The sequence below is a fragment of the Mammaliicoccus sp. O-M54 genome (genome assembly GCF_022386035.1).
In the GTDB taxonomy this organism is placed as follows: domain Bacteria; phylum Bacillota; class Bacilli; order Staphylococcales; family Staphylococcaceae; genus Mammaliicoccus; species Mammaliicoccus sciuri_A.
Window position 1 is genome coordinate 327,233 of the sequence record NZ_JAJNJE010000003.1, and the last position, 20,872, is coordinate 348,104.

General features: G+C 32.8%; 20 protein-coding genes. 4 read left to right on the plus strand and 16 right to left on the minus strand.

The genetic code is table 11. The features are described from left to right. Window positions 1-55 precede the first annotated feature (55 nt). The 4 genes from LQ673_RS07500 to LQ673_RS07515 all read right to left on the minus strand — a co-directional run bounded on the left by LQ673_RS07500 (window position 56) and on the right by LQ673_RS07515 (window position 3,424). Entirely contained in the window at window positions 56-784 is a 729-nt protein-coding gene (locus LQ673_RS07500) for an amino acid ABC transporter ATP-binding protein (RefSeq protein WP_025905278.1), read from the minus strand. Continuing rightward, window positions 781-1,500 carry an amino acid ABC transporter permease gene (locus tag LQ673_RS07505; protein ID WP_191835880.1) on the minus strand — a complete coding sequence of 240 codons (720 nt, stop codon included), beginning with the start codon at window positions 1,498-1,500 and terminating at the stop codon, window positions 781-783. The genes LQ673_RS07500 and LQ673_RS07505 overlap by 4 nt, the downstream gene beginning before the upstream one ends. Continuing rightward, window positions 1,481-2,260 carry an amino acid ABC transporter substrate-binding protein gene (locus LQ673_RS07510; RefSeq protein WP_058611995.1) on the minus strand — a complete coding sequence of 260 codons (780 nt, stop codon included), beginning with the start codon at window positions 2,258-2,260 and terminating at the stop codon, window positions 1,481-1,483. The genes LQ673_RS07505 and LQ673_RS07510 overlap by 20 nt, the downstream gene beginning before the upstream one ends. A gap of 87 nt (window positions 2,261-2,347) precedes the next feature. Continuing rightward, window positions 2,348-3,424 carry a M42 family metallopeptidase gene (locus tag LQ673_RS07515; RefSeq protein WP_239705213.1) on the minus strand — a complete coding sequence of 359 codons (1,077 nt, stop codon included), beginning with the start codon at window positions 3,422-3,424 and terminating at the stop codon, window positions 2,348-2,350. Between the two features lie 79 nt (window positions 3,425-3,503). Between LQ673_RS07515 and LQ673_RS07520 the strand changes: the two genes are divergently transcribed. Beyond that, window positions 3,504-3,818 carry a hypothetical protein gene (locus LQ673_RS07520; RefSeq protein WP_159315520.1) on the plus strand — a complete coding sequence of 105 codons (315 nt, stop codon included), beginning with the start codon at window positions 3,504-3,506 and terminating at the stop codon, window positions 3,816-3,818. 67 nt (window positions 3,819-3,885) lie between these two features. On the opposite strand, the gene LQ673_RS07525 is transcribed toward LQ673_RS07520, so the two are convergent. The 9 genes from LQ673_RS07525 to LQ673_RS07565 form a co-directional block, all read right to left on the minus strand. Beyond that, the gene (locus LQ673_RS07525) at window positions 3,886-5,085 is read right to left on the minus strand and encodes a MalY/PatB family protein (RefSeq protein ID WP_159315519.1); all 1,200 of its coding nucleotides are present in this window, start codon (window positions 5,083-5,085) and stop codon (window positions 3,886-3,888) included. Further along, the gene (locus LQ673_RS07530; protein ID WP_232193771.1) at window positions 5,075-5,917 is read right to left on the minus strand and encodes a YtnP family quorum-quenching lactonase; all 843 of its coding nucleotides are present in this window, start codon (window positions 5,915-5,917) and stop codon (window positions 5,075-5,077) included. Before LQ673_RS07530 ends, LQ673_RS07525 begins: the two co-directional genes overlap by 11 nt. A 132-nt stretch (window positions 5,918-6,049) precedes the next feature. After that, a complete protein-coding gene (trmB, locus tag LQ673_RS07535; protein WP_025905271.1) occupies window positions 6,050-6,685 on the minus strand; it encodes a tRNA (guanosine(46)-N7)-methyltransferase TrmB in 636 nt (211 codons plus the stop codon). A 13-nt stretch (window positions 6,686-6,698) separates the two neighbouring features. Next, window positions 6,699-7,490 carry a phosphotransferase family protein gene (locus LQ673_RS07540; protein WP_025905270.1) on the minus strand — a complete coding sequence of 264 codons (792 nt, stop codon included), beginning with the start codon at window positions 7,488-7,490 and terminating at the stop codon, window positions 6,699-6,701. A gap of 263 nt (window positions 7,491-7,753) precedes the next feature. After that, window positions 7,754-8,602 carry a D-amino-acid transaminase gene (gene dat, locus LQ673_RS07545; protein ID WP_037588586.1) on the minus strand — a complete coding sequence of 283 codons (849 nt, stop codon included), beginning with the start codon at window positions 8,600-8,602 and terminating at the stop codon, window positions 7,754-7,756. Then, window positions 8,599-10,017 (minus strand): dipeptidase PepV, encoded by a 1,419-nt coding sequence (gene pepV, locus LQ673_RS07550; protein ID WP_037588588.1) that lies wholly within the window; start codon window positions 10,015-10,017, stop codon window positions 8,599-8,601. Before pepV ends, dat begins: the two co-directional genes overlap by 4 nt. A 252-nt stretch (window positions 10,018-10,269) precedes the next feature. Next, the gene (locus LQ673_RS07555) at window positions 10,270-10,695 is read right to left on the minus strand and encodes a YtxH domain-containing protein (RefSeq protein ID WP_025905267.1); all 426 of its coding nucleotides are present in this window, start codon (window positions 10,693-10,695) and stop codon (window positions 10,270-10,272) included. A gap of 63 nt (window positions 10,696-10,758) precedes the next feature. Further along, entirely contained in the window at window positions 10,759-11,466 is a 708-nt protein-coding gene (locus LQ673_RS07560) for a pseudouridine synthase (protein ID WP_191835882.1), read from the minus strand. Window positions 11,467-11,469: 3 nt separating this feature from the next. Continuing rightward, window positions 11,470-13,104 carry a putative polysaccharide biosynthesis protein gene (locus LQ673_RS07565; RefSeq protein ID WP_025905265.1) on the minus strand — a complete coding sequence of 545 codons (1,635 nt, stop codon included), beginning with the start codon at window positions 13,102-13,104 and terminating at the stop codon, window positions 11,470-11,472. Between the two features lie 122 nt (window positions 13,105-13,226). Between LQ673_RS07565 and LQ673_RS07570 the strand changes: the two genes are divergently transcribed. Continuing rightward, window positions 13,227-14,486, plus strand: coding sequence for a BaiN/RdsA family NAD(P)/FAD-dependent oxidoreductase (locus LQ673_RS07570; RefSeq protein ID WP_191835878.1), 1,260 nt, complete (start codon window positions 13,227-13,229; stop codon window positions 14,484-14,486). Between the two features lie 153 nt (window positions 14,487-14,639). Here the strand turns inward: LQ673_RS07570 and LQ673_RS07575 are convergent, their stop codons facing one another. The 3 genes from LQ673_RS07575 to LQ673_RS07585 all read right to left on the minus strand — a co-directional run bounded on the left by LQ673_RS07575 (window position 14,640) and on the right by LQ673_RS07585 (window position 18,823). Then, a complete protein-coding gene (locus LQ673_RS07575; protein WP_191835877.1) occupies window positions 14,640-14,951 on the minus strand; it encodes a rhodanese-like domain-containing protein in 312 nt (103 codons plus the stop codon). A gap of 21 nt (window positions 14,952-14,972) precedes the next feature. Further along, window positions 14,973-17,357 carry a leucine--tRNA ligase gene (leuS, locus tag LQ673_RS07580; RefSeq protein ID WP_191835876.1) on the minus strand — a complete coding sequence of 795 codons (2,385 nt, stop codon included), beginning with the start codon at window positions 17,355-17,357 and terminating at the stop codon, window positions 14,973-14,975. A 290-nt stretch (window positions 17,358-17,647) separates the two neighbouring features. After that, entirely contained in the window at window positions 17,648-18,823 is a 1,176-nt protein-coding gene (locus LQ673_RS07585) for an MDR family MFS transporter (RefSeq protein WP_159315514.1), read from the minus strand. A gap of 119 nt (window positions 18,824-18,942) precedes the next feature. Between LQ673_RS07585 and mnmL the strand changes: the two genes are divergently transcribed. Then, on the plus strand, window positions 18,943-19,902 hold the full coding sequence (mnmL, locus tag LQ673_RS07590) for a tRNA modification radical SAM protein MnmL/YtqA (protein WP_239705201.1): 960 nt from the start codon (window positions 18,943-18,945) through the stop codon (window positions 19,900-19,902). Next, the gene (gene mnmM / locus LQ673_RS07595; protein ID WP_191835875.1) at window positions 19,899-20,456 is read left to right on the plus strand and encodes a tRNA 5-(aminomethyl)-2-thiouridylate-methyltransferase MnmM; all 558 of its coding nucleotides are present in this window, start codon (window positions 19,899-19,901) and stop codon (window positions 20,454-20,456) included. The genes mnmL and mnmM overlap by 4 nt, the downstream gene beginning before the upstream one ends. The last annotated feature ends 416 nt before the right edge of the window (window positions 20,457-20,872 follow it).

Consider the following 20,872-nt stretch of genomic DNA (forward strand, 5'->3'; position numbering starts at 1 on the left):
AAAAATACACATGTCATTATTTAAATTAAAATAATAACATGTGTATATTGAAACTTTATACTTCTATAACATTTAGAAATTTCTTCAATGCGTCTGTTTTCGGTTGAGTAAACATTTCTTCCGGTTTACCTTCTTCACCGATTAAACCATCATGAATGAATATCATTCTATCAGAAACTTCTCTAGCAAATCTCATTTCATGTGTAACAATAACCATCGTCATACCTTCATTGGCTAAATCTTTAATAACTTTTAATACATCATTCACTAACTCTGGGTCTAATGCTGATGTCGGTTCGTCAAATAACATCACTTTAGGGTTCATTGCCAATGCTCTCGCAATCGCCACACGTTGTTGTTGACCACCAGATAAAGCATGAGGTCTTTGATCTTTAACACTTTCTAATCCTACTTTTTCTAAAAGTTGAAGTGCTTCGTCATATGCTTTTTGTTTATTTACTTTTTTAACAGTAACTAAACCTTCCATAACATTTTCAATTGCTGTTTTATGTGGAAACAAGTTGTAATTTTGAAACACCATACCTGATTGTTTACGCACTTTAATTTGTGACTTCTTATTATCTGCCGTGTACGTTTCGCCATTAACAACTACAGTACCTTCAGTCGGAATTTCCAATGCATTCATCATTCTCAATAAAGTTGTCTTACCAGAACCTGATCTTCCAATCAAAGTAATCACTTCACCTTTATCTACTGAAAGATTAATCCCTTTGATGACTTCTTTATCATTAAATGACTTTTTAATATTTTGAAGTTCAATCATGAACGATACCCTCTTTCAATATAAGATTCATAGTAAGATTGAACGATTGATATGATAAAACATACAATCCAATACAATATCGCTACTAGTAAATAAATCGTTAAGAATTCATATGTTGTAGAAGCGACTTCTTGTGCTTTTCTAAACATTTCTGCTACTAAAATAAAGCCAAGTAAAGACGTATCTTTAATCAAGCTTAAGAATGTATTACCTAATGCAGGTACTGAAACTCTAATTGCTTGAGGTAATATAATTCTTTGTACAGTTTGTTTATAATTCATACCAATCGAGTATGCCGCTTCAGTTTGACCTTTCGGAATAGACATAATTCCACCTCTTAAAATTTCAGATGCGTATGCACCTACATTAAAAGAAAGACCAATTATCGCAGCTATGACAGGTGACAAAGTTAATTGATTGTCTGCATTTCCTGTTGCCAATCTACCAATCTCAGGGATTCCGTAAAAGATAATGAATAATTGAACAATCATCGGTGTACCACGAATGATTGAAACATAAAAACGTGCAATCCCTTTTAGAACTTTACTACTTGATATACGCATTAATGCTGTAACTAATGCCAAAATTAAACCAAGCACAAAAGTAACTAAAGTAATAGGAATAGAATATTTAACTAGCCCCTCTAACATCGGTAGAAATGCTTGTTTGGCAGCATTTAATGCATGAAGTTGCTCATCATTTAGGCTCTGAAACATTAGCGCCAAACCATTTCTTACTTATTTTTTCTAATTCGCCATTATCTTTTAAAGTTTTTAGACCTTTATTAAAATCTTTAATCACTTTGTCATCTTCTTTTTTACTAAATGTAAATGCAGATTGACTTTGTTCAGCATCACCTTGAATTGCTTTTATTTTAGCGTTAGGTTTTTGCTTTTTATAATCTAAATATGAAACATTATCATTGAAAGTACCTTCAACACGATTTGATTGTAATAAATCCATCGCTTGGTTGAAGCCATCTACTTTAGTAATATCTGCACCTTTAGATTTTGCAAGTTTACCATAGTTAGATGTTAAAGTTTGTGCTAATTTTTTACCTTTAACGTCGTCGAATGATTTAATGTCTTTATTATTCTCATTTACTACTAATACACCATTTGAATAAGTGTATGGATCTGAGAATTTATATTTTGCTTTTCTTTCATCGTTGATACCAACTTGGTTAGCAATCATGTCAAAACGTCCTGAATCTAACCCAGCAAACATTGAATCCCATTGTGTTTCTTTAAATTCAACTTTGTATCCCATTTCTTTAGCAACTGCTTTTGTTACTTCTACATCATATCCAGTTAACTTATCATTTTTATCATGGAAGCTAAATGGTGAATACGTACCTTCTGTACCTACTACAATTGTTTTATCATCTTTCTTGCTACTTTCTTTCTTGTCGTTGCTGTTTCCACATGCAGCTAACACAACAATTAATGCAATAATTAAAAATATACCCTTTTTCATTTATACATCCCTCTATTCTTAGTATCCAAATCGGAATAAACATATTTTAGACCGAATTACAACTACTGTCAATTACTAAAATCTGGACTATTTAAATTTCAAATATTCAATCTTTTCTGAACTTAAATTTAACACGATTTCATTGAGTAATAATTTTGCACTTTCGTAATCTCTTGCGTCATAAATAGCTTTACTTGTATGGATATATCTAGCACAAACACCGATTACCGCAGTTGGGATACCTGTTAGAGCTTTATGAATTTCTCCACCATCTGTACCACCTGGTGATTGGAAGTATTGATGATTAATTTCTTTTTCTTCAACCATTTCAATTAAATAATCTCTCATTCTTTCAGATAAAATCATCGTACGATCTAAAATTCTAATTAATACACCTTTTCCTAAAGCACCTGATAAGCCAACGTGTCCTTTCATATCATTTGCAGGTGAACAATCCACAACTAATGCTAAATCTGGTTTGATTAAATTCACACTTGCTGAAGCACCTCTTAAACCAACTTCCTCTTGAACATTTGCGCCTACATATAAATCAACATCAAGCTCTTCATCTTTAACTGCTTCCAATAATTCTAATCCAACTAAACAACCATATCTATTGTCCCATGCTTTAGCGAGTATTCTATTCTCTGTTAGTTGTTCAAAATTCGTACTTGGAACAATTGTATCACCAATTTTAATGCCCATTTCTTTTAATTGATCAATGCTTTCTGCACCAACATCTAAAAGCATATCTTCAATAGAAACTCCTGACTCTTTACCTGTTCTAAAATGTTTAGGAATACTACCAACTACGCCGTTATAGTATTTACCGTCAAGCGTTTTTAACTGTAGTGTTTGTGATAGCCATACGTCTGATGACACACCGCCAAGTGGTGTGAACTTTAACATACCCTCTTTTGTCATTTCAGTAACCATAAAGCCAATTTCATCCATATGAGCTGCTACTAATACTTTAGGAGCATTTTCTTTTTTAGATTTTTTCACGCCATATATGCTGCCCATATTATCACCAATAATTTCATCAACAAATGGTGCCATTTTTTCCTTTAAATATTCACGAACTTCGTTTTCAAATCCAGGTACAGCGTGTAATTCTGTTAATTCTTTCATTCTATTAAGTGTTTCTTGTCTAATTTGTGTCATTGTAAATCTCCTTATTGAAATATTTATCTATCATTCAGTCTTTGTGTTAAACTTAAATTAAATAGAAGGAGGCATGGTCATGCAGAATAATAAGTTCCGCTTTTTCATTATATTATTGTCCATTTTTACTGGTTTAGGAATTATTGCTTCTATCGTATATGCTAAGCAATATAAACCATATAGTTGTGAAGAAATACTTAAACAAGTCAAAGCACAATTTAATAATGTTGAAGCCTCTTATATATTACATATCCCAAAGACCTACCAAAAATTTGGCATTGAAACTAAAGTTGTGCATGGTGGTATTACCGTTAACAATGATGGTAAACAAGTACACTATGAATTTATAGCCGATGCCTTTAATGGCCAAGTCATTGATATATTTGAAATTTAATAAGTTTAAAAAGATGAGTCTGAGTGATTAATTTAAACCTCAGACTCTATTTTTTATGACTGAAACATTATTTAACTTCATCGTGATCTAGTGCGTCGAATGACTTTTTGATAGATTCTAAACCGCTTCTTAATTTTTCTTCACTACAAGCTAAATTCATTCTGAAATGATGACTTTCTCCAAGCTCATATGAATGTCCGATGCCTGTTGCAAGTTTACCTACAGATTGCAATGCTTTTTGAACATCACTTTCTACGTAACCACTTTTAGAAAAGTCTATCCAAGCTAAATATGTCGATTCAGGTTTAATAAATGATAACTGATCAGACATTTCATTTTTAATAAATTCATCTAAGATGGTCATATTCTTCTCGATATGTTCATTTAATTGATCTACCCATTCACCTGCTTCATTATAGGCTACTTTAACTGCTTCAACAGCCAATGTATTTGCAGCAGACAATCCATAATATGTTGCCAATTTACGATTGAATTGTAATGTGAAATAGCGATGTTTTGTAATCATATAACTACTTGCTAAACTCGCTAAGTTAAATGTTTTACCTAATCCAGTAACAACAAGAATTGGAGAATCTAATGTCATTTCATTTGTCATAGAATAGAATCCATTTTCACTTCTCACAAAATCCATATGAATTTCATCAGAAACAATAAAGACACCATGTCTTTCACACACATCTTTCATAAATGCACATTCTTCTTTAGTCCAAACTTTACCTGTTGGATTATGAGGACTACACAGTACTAACACTTTAACATCATCACGCGCTGCCATTTCTTCAAATTGTTCTTTATCCAACTCATAACCATTATCCGTCGCAACTAACGGAGATTCGACAGCAACTCTTTTATTACCTTCAATTAAATTTAAAAAGGCATTATATGAAGGTGTATGTATTAAGACACCTTCGCCTTCTTTCGTAAATTCACGTATAACTTCAGTTACCGTAAACAAAATACTTGGCACATAATATATATCATTCTTTTGTATATTCACAGAAAATCTTGTTTTATACCAATTTTTAATCGCATTTAAATATGCTTCTTGCTTCCATACTAAATAACCGAAATGTGCTTGATCTAATTTGTTTTTCAAATGGTTAATAATAAAATCAGGTGTCTTAATATCCATATCAGCGATCCAAAATGGTTCTAAGTTCTCATAATCATAAACTTTACGTTGTCCATCATATGCTACTGTTGCTGTTCCCCTTCTATCAATCACTTCATCAAAATTATATTTCAATTAAATCATCCCTTCTTATTTCTTCTTTAATTCCCTTCGTTTGTTCATCAAGCTTAAGCGCAAAATAATTGGCATCATGATAGAACACGAACCAATAATCTTCTTTAATATATCTTTGTAAAAGCCTTTCCTTAGCATTAATAGAATCCATTGGATAGTCATCATAAGCTGTAACCCATAAAGGATTTAGATGGGCTAATGTAGGCAAGATATCGGCCATATGTACAGCTTTCACACCATTACTTTCAATTTCAATGACACTATGCCCAGCGCTATGACCACCAGTATGTATCATTTTAATGCCTGGAACGATTTCCATCGAATCCACAAATGTTACAACTTGATGTTCAATACCTTTATAATTTTGTTCCCAATATGTAGCACTACTTCGTATATTTGGGGCTCTCAATTCATTCCATTCAATTTGTGATGTATAAATTGTTGCATTTTTAAATACTGATTGACCATCTGCAGTTGTAAGTCCACAAGCATGATCAAAATGCATATGAGACATCAATACAATATCAATATCATCTATGGTCAAATTAAATTGCTTTAATGAGTTACTAATATCACTTTCATAAGTTGTACCATAGTTTCTTTTTTGTTTATCTGTTAATTTACCATTACCTATCCCAGCATCAATTATAATATTGTGTTCATCTGTTTGAACGAATATTGGATGTGTTACGAGAGGTATTTGATTAAGTTCATTAGGCGGATATTTTTTAGTCCACAATGCTTTTGGAACGACACCAAACATTGCACCACCATCCATTTGAGTAATACCACCTTGTAATGGATATAATTTAAAATCACCTATATTTAACAAGAAATTCCCCTCCAATCATTTATTATTATTTTATCACTAATTAGAGTAATGAACATCTTTCATGATTGCTACAACACATTAGTTAAAAATGGCATAAAAAAAGAAGTTAGAATCATAACGATTCCAACTTCCTTATTTAAAGCTTGCTTCCATACGATAGATTCTAAAACCTCTACTAGAGAATTTATCTTCGTATTCAGTACGGATATTATCTTCAGGCTCATCTTCATGTAAATTCAAATTAATATAATCAAATGACATACCATATTGAGACATACTTTCTAAACTATACTCAAATAATCCTTGATTATCTGTTTTGAAATGTATTTGCCCATCTTTTTTCAAAATGTGCTGATAAATTTCTAAAAAGCTAGAAAAAGTTAATCTTCTTTTAGCATGTCTTGTCTTTGGCCATGGATCTGAAAAATTCAAATAAATTCTAGAAACTTCATTTTCAACAAAATACTCTGTTAATAATTTAGCATCTTGATTAATCAATTTAATATTGTTTAATTCCATTTCTTTAACTTTTTCAAGAACACGGACCATAACATTTTTATCTTTTTCAATTGCTACGTAATTGATATTAGGATTTTGTTTAGCCGTCTCAGTAATAAATCTACCCATACCAGTTCCGACTTCAATATGAATGGGTTGATCTTTATCAAACCATTCTGCCATCTTATATTGATGATTAAGATCTACATCTACTATATTGGGATGATCTTTTAAGAAATCGTCAGCCCAAGGTTTATTTCTCATTCTCATTCAAAGTTACTCCTTATATAAATACATTTCTTGTCATCACTTCATTTAAGAAGTGTAACCAATCATTCATATCTTTATAACGTTTTTTCTCTTCATACCACTCTACCATTGCGATAGCTTGAATCAATGTATACCACTTCATACGTTTCTTTAAATCATGCGTATCGTTAATGCCATACATACTTAGCCAATCTGACCAATCTTTCTCATCAACATAAGTATATAAAATCATTCCGATATCAATAGCTGGATCTGCAATCATTGCACCTTCCCAATCTACTAAGAAAAGTTCATCTTGATCAGATAAAAGCCAATTATTGTGATTCACATCTCCGTGTATGACTGTATAGAATCTACTGTCTAATGTTGGCATGTTATCTTCTAGATATAACAATGCTTTTCTCACAGTGCGGTTAGACAATACATGTCGTGACAATGAGCTGTTAATTTTATTAAATAAAATCTCTGGATGCATAGGTTTCATTTCCATACGTTTAAGCATATTTAATAATTGTTTAGAAGAATGTATTTTTTTAAGAAGTTTGGCAACACGGTTAGAATTCATTTCATCTTGGACTAACTCTCTACCATTTTTCCAATGTTGTGCAGTTACAACTTCTCCTGTTTCGATTCTTTTTGTCCAAACTAATTTTGGCACGATACCTTCAGCAGATAATGCTGTTAAGAAAGGACTTGAATTACGTTTTAGGAAGAGCTTGCGGCCATCTTGTTCTGCCATATATGCTTCACCAGATGCACCACCTGCTGAGTCTAATGTCCATCCTAATTGATAAAAATGTTCCAACCTATCCACCTCACTTTCAATAAAAGAAAAAGAAAAAGACTCAAGAATATTCTTTTTCAAGAGTCATATTTTAATCTTAAAAATTTTTGTTTAATTTTTGTAATTTTAGTGCGCTTGATTTAAATTTTATTATCTTTCGGTTAAGATTTCAACCTCATAAATGAAAACTTTCGAGTATTTTGAACCTATTCATATACAATAAGTCTTATAAATTCAGTATCCACTTGAATTACTTAAGATATTAAAATTACACTAAAAAATTTTTATGATTTTGACTCTATATAATTATTAAATGCATTTTGTAATTGCTTCGTAATTTGTCCGACTTTTCCGTCACCTATTTTTTGATCATTTACTTGCACAACTGGCATGACTTCAATAGATGTACTTGAGATAATCACTTCATCTGCATTATTTAAGAAATCTAATGTAAATGATTCTTCAATAAATGGAATATTTAAATCCTCGGCTAATTCTTTTATAACACGTCTCGTAATCCCATTAAGAATTAAATTATTTGCAGGATGTGTATAAATCTTGCCATCTTTAATCGCATAAACGTTACTTGAACTACCTTCTGTAACTGTTTCGCCTCTATGCATGATTGCTTCAGCAGCATCATTTTGTGTAGCTTTCTCTTTTGCTAACACGTTACCTAATAAGTTCAAGCTCTTAATATCACATCTTAACCATCTGATATCTTCAACTGTAATAGCTTTAACACCATTTTCTAATTCGTCATATGGTCTGTCATAGCTTTTAGAGAATGCTGAGAATACAGGCTTTGTACTCGCATCAGGAAACGGATGGTTTCGAGGTGCAACACCACGTGTCACTTGAATATACACGCCACCATTTACAACATTATTCTTTGCTGCTAATTCTTTTGTTACTTCTGTTAAACCTTCAACAGAATACGCGTCTAAATTAAGTCCGATTTCTTTCGCACTTCTAAATAATCTTTCATAGTGTTCTTTAGATGTAAATACTTTACCATCATATATACGTATGTATTCGTATATGCCATCACCAAAGTTATAACCTCTATCAGAATAGCTAACCTTACCTTCAGATTCATCAACAAACTCATCATTTATATAAATATAACTCATTCATCATCACCCTTTACACAGACATTGTATATAGCTTCTAAATAAATTGCAGTTGCATTAAATAATTGTTTTTTCGTGATATATTCATTTTTTTGGTGCATTAAATCTTCAGAATCTTTAAACATGGCACCGAATGCCACACCTTTATCTAAGTTTCTAGCATATGTACCGCCACCGATTGTATACGGCTCGGACTGATCACCTGTTTGATTGCGATATGCTGATAATAATTTTTCAATGAATGGATCATTTTTATCTACATAATGTGGAACTTGGTGTTTGTCCATTTCAATGTCGAAGCCTTTTTCTTTCACTTCTTCAGAAAAACGAGACATTGACTGATCGAAATTAAAGCCTTCTGGATATCTTAAATTAATACCAAATTGACCACCATCTACATCTGTATAACTCATAATACCTGTATTAGTCGTCACTTCACCCATTTCTTCAGTAGCAAATTTCATACCCATTTTTTCACCTTTTGGAGAATCAACTAAATATTCATTTGCAAATTTCACGTATGAGCTCGCGTATTTATCTAAATTTAATTCATTTAAGAATTGAATAAGGTATAACCCAGCATTCACACCTAATGTAGGATCCATACCATGAGCTGATTTACCATGAACAACGATGTTTAAGAATCCTTCATCAATTGTTGTTTCGCCTTCAATCTCATGTTCATTTAAAAATGATTCAAATTTCTGAACAACATTCGTCATTTGTTCTTTGATAAGTAATTTAGCTTGAGCAGTATCTGGTACCATATTGAATCTTTCACCTGAGAAGAATGCTTTTAATTCTACTTCAGGCTCATCATTATCTTCCACATAACCAGATTGAACGATGTTGAATGTTACAATCCCTTTTTCTCCATGGATTAGAGGGAATTCTGCATCTGGTGCAAAACCTACTGAAGGCATTTCTTCAGTTTCAAAATAACGATCTGTACATTTCCAATCAGATTCTTCGTCAGTACCTACAATAATATGTATTCTTTTTTTCCATTCGACTTTCATATCTTCAAGTATCTTAACGGCATAGTATGCTGCAATTGTTGGTCCTTTGTCATCAAGTGTACCTCTTGCAATAATTGCATCTTCTGTTTCTACAGGTTCAAACGGATTAGAATCCCATCCAGCACCTGCTGGCACAACGTCGACATGGCAAAGTATACCTAATAAATCGTCACCTTTACCCGCTTCAATTCTACCTGCGATATTGTCTATATCAACGTGAGAAAATCCATCTCTTTCCCCTAACTTATACATATAATTTAACGCTTCTTTTGGACCTGGTCCAACTGGCGCATCGTATGTACTTGCTGCATCATCTCTTACACTTTCGATGCTTAATAGCCCCTTTAAATCATTTATAATATCTTCTTCATATTCTTTAACTTTATTTCTCCACATCGAAAATCATCTCTTTCTTAACTTGAATAGTTATCTATATAATACATGATATTTTTGTAAATATGAAATAGAATTACCGATAAATTTTTAATTTTTTATGCGAAAAGTTATTTCCTTTTACGTACGACTAAAGTCTTATATAAAATTATTTTTTTGAATCTTATTATTTCCCGACACGACAAAAGTTGTTAACAAAAAACTAGGACAAATAAGTTGCCCTAGTTTTAGCCAATATTGAACATAAGAAGAAAATTATTTCTTCAAGTCTTCTTCTGTAACAACTCTTAAATTGTTGTTTGCAGTTCCGCCTTCATCATCAAATTTAGCTTCTCTTTGTTCAGTTGGATCTTGATCTTCTTTTTTTAGACGAGATTTAGCATTTGATGCATAACCTTTTGGATCTTCTTTTGCTTTTTGGAATTCATTTTTTGCCTTTTCTTTAGCTGACTCTTTATAAGAAGTTGGATCTTCTTTATATTTTGAGTACTCGTCTTGTGCTTTACCTTTTAGTTCATTTGCTTTTTGTTTAGCATTTTCTTTGTAGTTCTCTGGATCTTCTTTATATTTCCCGTATTCATTTTTTAATTTATCTCTATTTTCTTTTTTAGATAAGACAACTGCTGCTGCAGTTCCCCCTAATACTACTAACGTTCTAAATAATCCTGCTTTTTTAGCCATTTGTATCCACCTCTATTTAGTTAATAGTTATTATATTACCCCGAGGAAATCTTTCTAAACATTTTAAACAGATAAATTTAAAAGTTTAAAATCTTCTTCTAATAAATGTCTATACTCACCAAGTTCTAAACGGTCATCAAGTTCTAAATCAGCAATTTGAACACGTTTTAAGTAAGTCACTTCACAACCTATCGCATGAAACATTCGCTTAACTTGGTGGAATTTACCTTCGTAAATCGTAACGTAAGCAATAGAGTCCTCCCCATTTTCTACAATTTCTAATTCACTTGGAGAAGACGTAAAGTCTCCTAAATCAATGCCTGCTTTAAAAATATCTATTGCATCATCTGAAATGTGTCCAGATACTTCAACATAATACTTTTTAGCGACTTTTTGTTTCGGACTCATAAGTTGATGCGAGAATTTACCATCGTTTGTTAAAAGTAATAAACCTTCTGTATCTTTGTCTAAACGCCCTACCGGGAATAAATCTAAATGCATATATTCTGGAACAATATCAATGACAGTTTCATGTTCATCATCTTCTGTTGCTGAAACGAATCCAGCTGGCTTATTCATCATTAAATAAACAACTGGTTCATATTCTATCGGGATATCATCAAATGTTATGACATCTTCTTCTGGATTAATATGCATTTCAGGTTTCTTAACGATTTCATCATTAACAGAAACGAGATTTTTCTTTAGAAACTTTTTAACTTCTTTTCTTGTTCCGATACCTGAATTTGCTAAAAATTTATCTAATCTCATCATTTACACCCACTTAATTTTGCGTCTAATTTTTGCAGTTAAATCACCTAAAAATTCATCCGCTAAACGAGAACGCATTGTTAAATATCCATATACGATTACACCTACACATCCACCGACAATAAGTGTGATAAGCGCACCTAATTTAGATGTTGGATCAATGATTAATGACACAATAAAGTAACTTAACTCAACGAATAATACCATGATTATAGTATAGAAAGTAATTCTTAATGTATGGTAAATTGTGATATTAAATTTAAAGTCTGCATATTTATATAGAACAACACAATTTAAGATAACAGCTACTAATAATGCAATTGCCGTACCAATAACAGCACCTAACGTATGGAATACCATAATAAGTGGTAAGTTTATAACTGCTTTAATGACTAATGACGCGATAACGATCCATACTGTTAAGGCTTGTTTATCAATACCTTGCAACATTGAAGCTGTTACAGATAATAATGCGATTAAAATACTAACTGGCGCATACCAGAATAATATTTCTGTACCCATTGGATTATAACTATAGAACACATTATATAATGGCTGTGCTAATACCATAATGCCAAGTGATGCTGGGACTGTTAAATATAACAATACGCCTAATGATTTTCTAATTTGATGATGCATTGCATCAATTCTACCTGAATTGTAAGTATTCGTAATAAATGGTACTAAACTCACTGCGAATCCTGCTGCAAGAGATGTTGGAATCATAACAATTTTATTAGTTGTCATACTCAGCATTGTGAAATAAATATCTTGTAATTCACTACCTACACCTGCCATCGCTAATCCAGTATTATGTGTAAACTGGTCAATTAAATTAATAATCGGGAAACATAAACTTACGATTACAAATGGAATACTGTATTTAATGATTTCTTTATATATTTTGATATACGATACATCAATATCACTTGTATCTTGTTCAACTTCTGCTTTTATTAAATGTCTTCTCTTCATCCAAAAATAAAGTAAAGTCAGTAATGCGATAATTGCACCGATACCAGCTGCAAAAGTTGCAACTTGGTTGGCCATTAATACAGAACCATCCATTACATTTAATACGATATAACTTCCGCCAAGTATAAATGCGATACGTGCTACTTGTTCAGTTACTTCAGATACTGCTGTAGGACCCATTGAATTAAATCCTTGGAAGATCCCTCTCCATGTTGCGAGTAATGGAATAAATAATACTACAAAACTTATTGTTCTAATAACAGTTGTAATATCTTCTATACCCCATCCACCTTCTATACCACCTTTATTTGCTAAAGTTAATTGAGCAATAGTTGGTGATAAGAAATAAAGTAATAAAAATCCGATAAATCCTGATACCGTCATAACTAAAAAGCTTGACCGGTACAATTTTCTACTTACTTTATAAGCACCTAATGCGTTATATTTAGATACATATTTCGCAGCTGCTAAAGGAACGCCCGCAGTTGCTATTGTTATCATGATTGTGTATGGTTGATAAGCATATGTAAATGGAGCAAGATTTTTTTCATCGCCTATAATAGCGTAAAAAGGTATTAAATAAAGAATACCAATTACTTTTGTTATTAAAATACTTGCAGTAAGTAGGAAGGTTCCCCTTACTAGCGCTTTACTTTCTGACATAATTTCATCCCTATCTAATTTACTTTTAAATTTAATAATAACAGGTTTATTTCTATTCTACTACTTTTTTAAAGACACATTATTCGTTAAAATATTATTACATCGACTTATGGAGGTAACTTATGTATCATACAATAATTATCGGCGCTGGACCTAGTGGTTTAATGGCCGCATATAGTGCAAGTTCAAATGGTAAAAACGTCTTGCTACTCGAAAAGAAAAAAGGCTTAGGACGAAAGCTCCGCATATCTGGTGGCGGTAGATGTAACGTTACCAACCGCTTACCTTATGAAGAAATTATAAAAAACATTCCTGGTAATGGAAAATTCTTATATAGTCCATTTTCAACATTCGATAATGAATCTATTATACAATTTTTTGAATCTAGATCTGTACAATTAAAAGAAGAAGATCACGGACGAATGTTCCCTGTTTCAAATCGCGCTCAAGATGTTGTTGATGCACTAGTTGATTCCATTAAACAAAATGGTGTAGAAATACGCCAAGAAACTACAGTATCATCTATTGAAAGTGAAAATCAACAAATAACAGGCGTCACACTACAAGATGGTACATTTATCCCTGCAAAGACTGTCATCATCGCATCAGGCGGTTGCAGTGTACCACATACTGGATCGACAGGAGACGGGTATAAATTCGCTGAGCGTTTAGGTCATTCCATAACAGAACTATTCCCAACAGAAGTACCAATTAAATCTAGTGAACCATTCATTAAAAACAAAACACTACAAGGATTAAGTTTACAAAATGTTGGACTATCTGTCCTTAAGAAAAATGGTAAACCTAGAATCACACATCAAATGGATATGTTGTTTACACATTTTGGCGTTTCAGGACCAGCAGCATTAAGATGTAGTCAATTTGTTTATAAAGAACAAAAATCTCAAAAGAAAACCGACATACAAATGTCTATAGATGCCTTTCCAGAAATTAAAGCACATGACTTAGAACAACAAATTGTAAAAAAATTAAAAGACGAACCAAATAAAGCGATTAAAAATGCACTAAAAGGACTAGTCCAAGAAAGATATTTACATTTTATCTTACAACAGTCAAGTATTGATTTAGATGTGACATACCATCACTTGTCCCAGCAAGCCATTCGAACATTCGTAGAAAACCTTAAATCATTTACATTCACAGTAAATGGTACACTTCCACTCGATAAAGCTTTCGTAACAGGTGGCGGTGTTAATATTAAAGAAATCGAACCTAATACAATGGCATCCAAAATATGTGCAGGACTATACTTCTCAGGAGAAGTACTAGATATCCACGGTTATACAGGTGGCTATAATATAACAAGTGCACTTGTCACAGGATATGTAGCAGGCTATAACGCCGCACAATTTAATGATTAAATTTCTATAGCATGAATATAGTATGAGGTGTGATTTATGGTACCCTTATTTACAAAACTGCTCTAAATTGTTACTAACTCTAAACAATATTATACTCACACATTATTTAAGGCTGAGACATTTTAAAATGTCTCAGCCTTATCTATTTCTTCATTAAATTCTTTTGTTTTCTAAACCATCGTCGCCCCACTCATTCATGCCGCCTTCTACGTTTACTGCATCAATGTCATGGTCATTTAAATAATCAACTACTCGAGCACTTCTAACGCCACCTGCACATATAATATAATATGTTTGGTCTTTAGAGAAATGATCTAATTCATTTGGAATTTCTCCCATTGGAATATGTTTTGCGCCAGGTATTACACCTAACGCTACTTCATGATCTTCTCTCACATCAACTATATTAATTGGACTATTAGATGTAATTTTTTCTGCTAATTCTGTTACTGTAATTTCTTTCATCACTAGAACACTCCTAATTGATTAATTTGCTACGATATTAACTAACTTTTGTGGAACTGCAATCACTTTACGGACTGTCTTACCTTCAATCGCTTCTTTGATTTTTTCATTATCCATCGCAACTGCTTCCATTTCATCTTTCGATAAATCTTTAGAAATTTTAATTTTGTCTTTTAGTTTACCGTTAACTTGGATAACAATTTCTATTTCGTTATCTACTAGTAATGACTCATCAAATGTTGGCCATTCTTCATAAGATAAAGTATCGTTATGACCAAGTTTTTGCCATAATTCTTCAGAAATGTGTGGCGCAATTGGTGATAACATTTTAACAAACCCTTCAGCATAAGCTTTGCTGATTTGATCTTGTTTATAACAATCATTAATGAATACCATCATTTGACTGATTGCAGTATTGAAGTTTAGTGTATCGAAGTCTTCAGTTACTTTCTTTACTGTTTGGTTATACACTTTGTCTAGGTCTGGAGTTTCATTTTCAACGACCTTATCCGTAATTTTCCCTTCTTCTGTAACAAATAAACGCCATACTCTATCTAAGAAACGACGTGAACCGTCTAATCCATTTTCACTCCATGCAATTGCTGCATCTAAAGGACCCATGAACATTTCATATAGACGTAATGTGTCTGCACCATGAGAACGTACAATATCATCAGGGTTAACGACATTACCTTTTGATTTACTCATTTTTTCATTACCTTCACCAAGAATCATACCTTGGTTAAATAATTTTTGGAAAGGCTCTTTAGTTGGTACTACACCGATATCGTATAACACTTTATGCCAGAATCTTGAATATAATAGATGAAGCACGGCATGTTCTACACCACCGATATATAAATCTACTGGTAACCAGTGTTTAAGTTTTTCAGGATCAGCTAATTGTTCATTGTTATGAGGATCTATATATCTTAAGTAATACCAACAGCTTCCTGCCCATTGTGGCATCGTATTCGTTTCACGACGACCTTTCATGCCTGTCTTAGGATCTACAACATTAATAAAATCATCGATATTAGCTAAAGGAGATTCTCCTGTACCTGATGGTTTAACTTGATCTGTTTCAGGTAAGATTAATGGAAGTTCTTCTTCAGGAACAGTTGTCATTGTACCATCTTCCCAATGAATAACTGGAATTGGTTCACCCCAATAACGTTGTCTACTAAATAACCAATCTCTTAATTTATAACTTACTTTTTTATGACCGATACCTTTTTCTTCAAGTAATTCAATTGCTTTAGGTACCGCTTCTTCTTTTGTTAAGCCATTTAATACATCTGAATCAATCATTTTTCCATCTTCATCATATACTGTGATGATATCTAAATTGAATTTCTCTGCAAACTCAGCATCTCTTTCATCGTGTGCTGGAACTGCCATAACTGCACCTGTTCCATAACTAATTAACACATAATCAGCAACCCAAATCGGCATTTTTTTACCAGTGAATGGGTTTGTTGTAAATGCACCAGTGAATACACCACTTTTATCTTTTGCTAAATCTGTTCTTTCTAAATCAGATTTACGAGAAGCTGCTAATTTATATGCTTCAACTGCTTCTTTTTCATCTTCAGTCGTAATTAAATCTACTAAAGGATGTTCTGGTGAAAGTACGGCAAAAGTTGCACCGTAAATTGTATCTGGACGAGTTGTAAATACTTCAAATGATAAATCCGTATTATCAATATTGAATTTTAATTCAGCACCTTCAGATCTACCAATCCAGTTTCTTTGCATATCTTTAATAGATTCAGGCCAATCTAATTCATCTAAATCTTCTAATAAGCGATCTGCATATTCAGTGATTTTTAATACCCATTGTCTCATTGGTTTACGAACAACTGGATGTCCTCCACGTTCTGAAACACCATCAACAATTTCTTCATTAGATAATACTGTGCCTAAAGCTGGGCACCAGTTTACTGCTACTTCATCAACATAAGCTAATCCTTTATTATATAATTGAATGAAAATCCATTGCGTCCATTTATAGTAGTCTGGGTCAGTTGTATTCACTTCTCTATCCCAGTCATATGAGAAACCTAGCTCTTGAATTTGTCTTTTAAAAGTCGCAATATTTTTAGCTGTAAATTCTTTAGGGTCATTCCCTGTATCGATAGCATATTGCTCAGCTGGTAAACCAAATGCATCCCAACCCATTGGGTGAAGTACATTGTAACCTTGCATTCTTTTATATCTTGAGACGATATCTGTAGCTGTATAACCTTCAGGATGTCCTACATGTAAACCAGCGCCAGATGGATATGGAAACATATCTAAAGCGTAGAATTTCTTTTGTCCAAGATTATCGTTAGCTTTAAATGTTTTATTAGCTGCCCAAAAATCTTGCCATTTCTTTTCAATTTGTTGATGATTATAATTCATTTGTTCGTTCCTCCTATAAAATAAAAAAAGCCATCCCAACCATCATAACAGTTGGGACGACTTGAATAAATATGCCGCGGTACCACCCAGAATTCACAATTAAGTGCGCTTCATTTATATGGTTTAAGATTGCTTTTAATAAATAATAAATCGTTCATAAGTTCACTTAATGGATATCATCAGTTCACAGCACCACTGACTCTCTTAAGATTCGCATTAAAGCTACTTTACTTATATACATCCTAATATTATGCAATTTCAATATATTTTGCAAGTCTTATTTATTAATATCATGTATCTTGCTTTGGAATACCTCTATCATAAATGTATAAGAAGTAATAACCTATTAAAATAAGTAATATCATACTGTAAAACATCATTTTCATATCAAACATATCAACTATTACGCCACCTACAACTGGCCCAAATGCTTTCCCTACTGTTGAAGATGCGTTTACAATACCTTGATATGCACCCATTCTGCCTTTAGGTGCTAATTTATTTGCGATTGCAGGTACTGCTGGCCATACAAACATTTCTCCAAATGTTAAAATAACCATCCCTACTACAAACATAGTAAATTGCTCAGCAAAACTTGTAATGACATAACTTAATATAAAAATCGTCAGCCCTATAAACATTTGTAATTTCAATTTCTCTTTAAATCTATTGATAAATGGCGCAATTAAAGGTTGTCCTGCTAAAATCAATACACCATTTATTGTCCAAAGGAAACTATATTGTTTCAAGGAAATTCCAACTGACTGTGTATAGGTTGCAATTGTCGTTTGCCACTGAACATATCCGATCCAACATAAACTAAACATAATACATAGAAGTATAAGTGCAGTGAATTTACTTTTATCTTTAACTTGCATAGCACTCGTGATGCCTTCATCATTTTTCAAATGAATATCTAAATCTATGTTGTAATATTTTAACGCTATTATGATAAACACGACATATAGTAGTAAGTTCGCCATAAAAATATAATTAAAGCTAAAATCCGCTACAAATCCACCTGCTGCAGCCCCAATAGAAACACCTAAGTTCTGTGCAAGATAAATTGCATTAAATGTTGTGCGTCCTCCGTTAGGCCAACTCGCAGCAGCCATCGCATAAATAGCTGGCACAATTACGCCTCCACCAAAACCAAGTATCACAAGCCAGAAAGGATACCATGGCCAATCATTTAAAAAGTTTAACCCGATTAAACTTAAAATATTTAAAATAGACGCAAAAATAATAGAACGAAACCCACCAATTTTGTCGAATAAACTTCCGCCTAATAAATTCCCAATTACACTCCCGAATGCATTAATCATTAAAACGATACCAGCTGTACTTAAACTCTTACCTAACTCTTCATTCATATATATTGTATTAAGTGGCCATAAGAAACTTGATCCTGTAATATTGATCGCCATTCCTATGATGAGCATTTTAACAATTTTCGGCATTCTCAAGGATTTCGACCTCCTCTCAAATTTTGTCAATTTTAATAGTCTAAACCTTTTTCTGCAAAAGTTCAATATTATATGTTAAAATGCTTTAGATAAGTTTGTAGAACAGGATGTGAAATATAATGACAGAACAATTCCGTTATGCATTTGATAACAAGAGATATCATACATGGAATTATCATTTAAGAAATAAATTTGGTGAGAAGATTTTTAAAATCGCATTAGATGGTGGATTTGATTGTCCAAACCGTGACGGCACAGTAGCTCATGGGGGTTGTACATTTTGTTCAGCAGCCGGGAGCGGTGACTTTGCAGGTAATCGTGCAGAACCAATTCATGTACAATTTAAAGAAATTAAAGACAAAATGCATGAAAAATGGTCTGAAGGAAAATATATCGCTTATTTTCAAGCTTTTACAAATACGCATGCACCAGTTGAAGTATTAAGAGAAAAATACGAAGCTGCTTTATCAGAAGAAAATGTAGTCGGACTATCAATTGCGACCAGACCAGACTGCCTACCAGATGATGTTGTAGAATACTTAGCAGAATTAAATGAAAGAACATATTTATGGGTAGAACTTGGATTACAAACTGTACACCAAGAAACATCTGATTTAATTAACCGTGCTCATGATATGAAATGCTATTACGAAGGTATCGCTAAATTAAGAAAGCATAATATCAATATATGTACACATATCATTAACGGTTTACCTGGTGAAGATTACGATATGATGATGGAAACTGCTAAAGAAGTCGCACAAATGGACGTTCAAGGGATTAAAATTCATTTGTTACACATACTTAAAGGTACTCCAATGGTTAAACAATACGAAAAAGGTATGCTTGAATTCATGACTCAAGATAATTATACGCAACTCGTTTGTGACCAGTTAGAAATTTTACCAGAAGAAATGATCATTCATCGTATTACAGGTGATGGCCCTATCGATTTAATGGTTGGCCCTATGTGGAGTGTAAATAAGTGGGAAGTCCTTAACGCTATAGACAATGAACTTAAAGAACGTGGCACAATGCAAGGATCTAAATTCAAGAAAGCAGAACAAGTTCAAAAATGATTGTTCAAGGAATTTTACCATTCGCAAGAGATTTAATAACAACACATATAACAGACAAAAGTATCGTAGTTGATGCAACATGCGGTAACGGCAACGATACACTTTTCCTTGCAAATCAAGTTCCAAACGGAGAAGTTTATGCGTTCGACATACAAGAAGAAGCCATTAAAAATACTAAAATCAAAACAGAAGCATTTAGTAATATCCATTATTATCAAACAGGTCATGAAAATGCAGCACTTATAATAAAAGAACGTCATGAGCAAATAGATGCTTCAATATTTAATTTAGGCTATTTACCAAAAGGCGATAAACATATTACAACGAATGCACCGACAACAATTAAAGCAATTGAATGTCTATTCGAAATGACAAGTAAAAATGGCATCATCGTATTAGTCGTGTATCCAGGACACCCAGAAGGCCAGATTGAATCTAACGAAGTCATCAATTATGTAAGTTCAATAGATCAACAAACAGCACACGTGCTCCACTATCAATTTATAAACCAAAAAAACAATCCACCATATATATTAGCAATAGAAAAAAGATAAAAAATGAGTAAGATGAGTAAACGCAAACCTTGGATTAGGTTTGCGTTTTTTCATGTGTGAGATTTGAGGTTTTTGGATAAATTCGGTGGTTAATGTAAGGCTTGGGCTATCTCTTGGCTTTATTCGGTGGTTAAGTCACGACTCGTGAGTTTACTCCGCATTTAACTCACATGTTTTTCAATCTCGTGAGTTTACTGCTTATTTAACTCACATGTTTCTCAATCTCGTGTGTTTACTTCCTTTTTAACTCACATGTTTCCAAATCTCGTGTGTTTACTTCCTCTTTAACTCACATGTTTTCAAATCTCGTGGGTTTACTATCCCTTTAACTCACATGTTTTCAAATCTCGTGTGTTTACTATCCCTTTAACTCACGTGTTTCTCAATCTCGTGGGTTTACTACACCTTTAACTCAC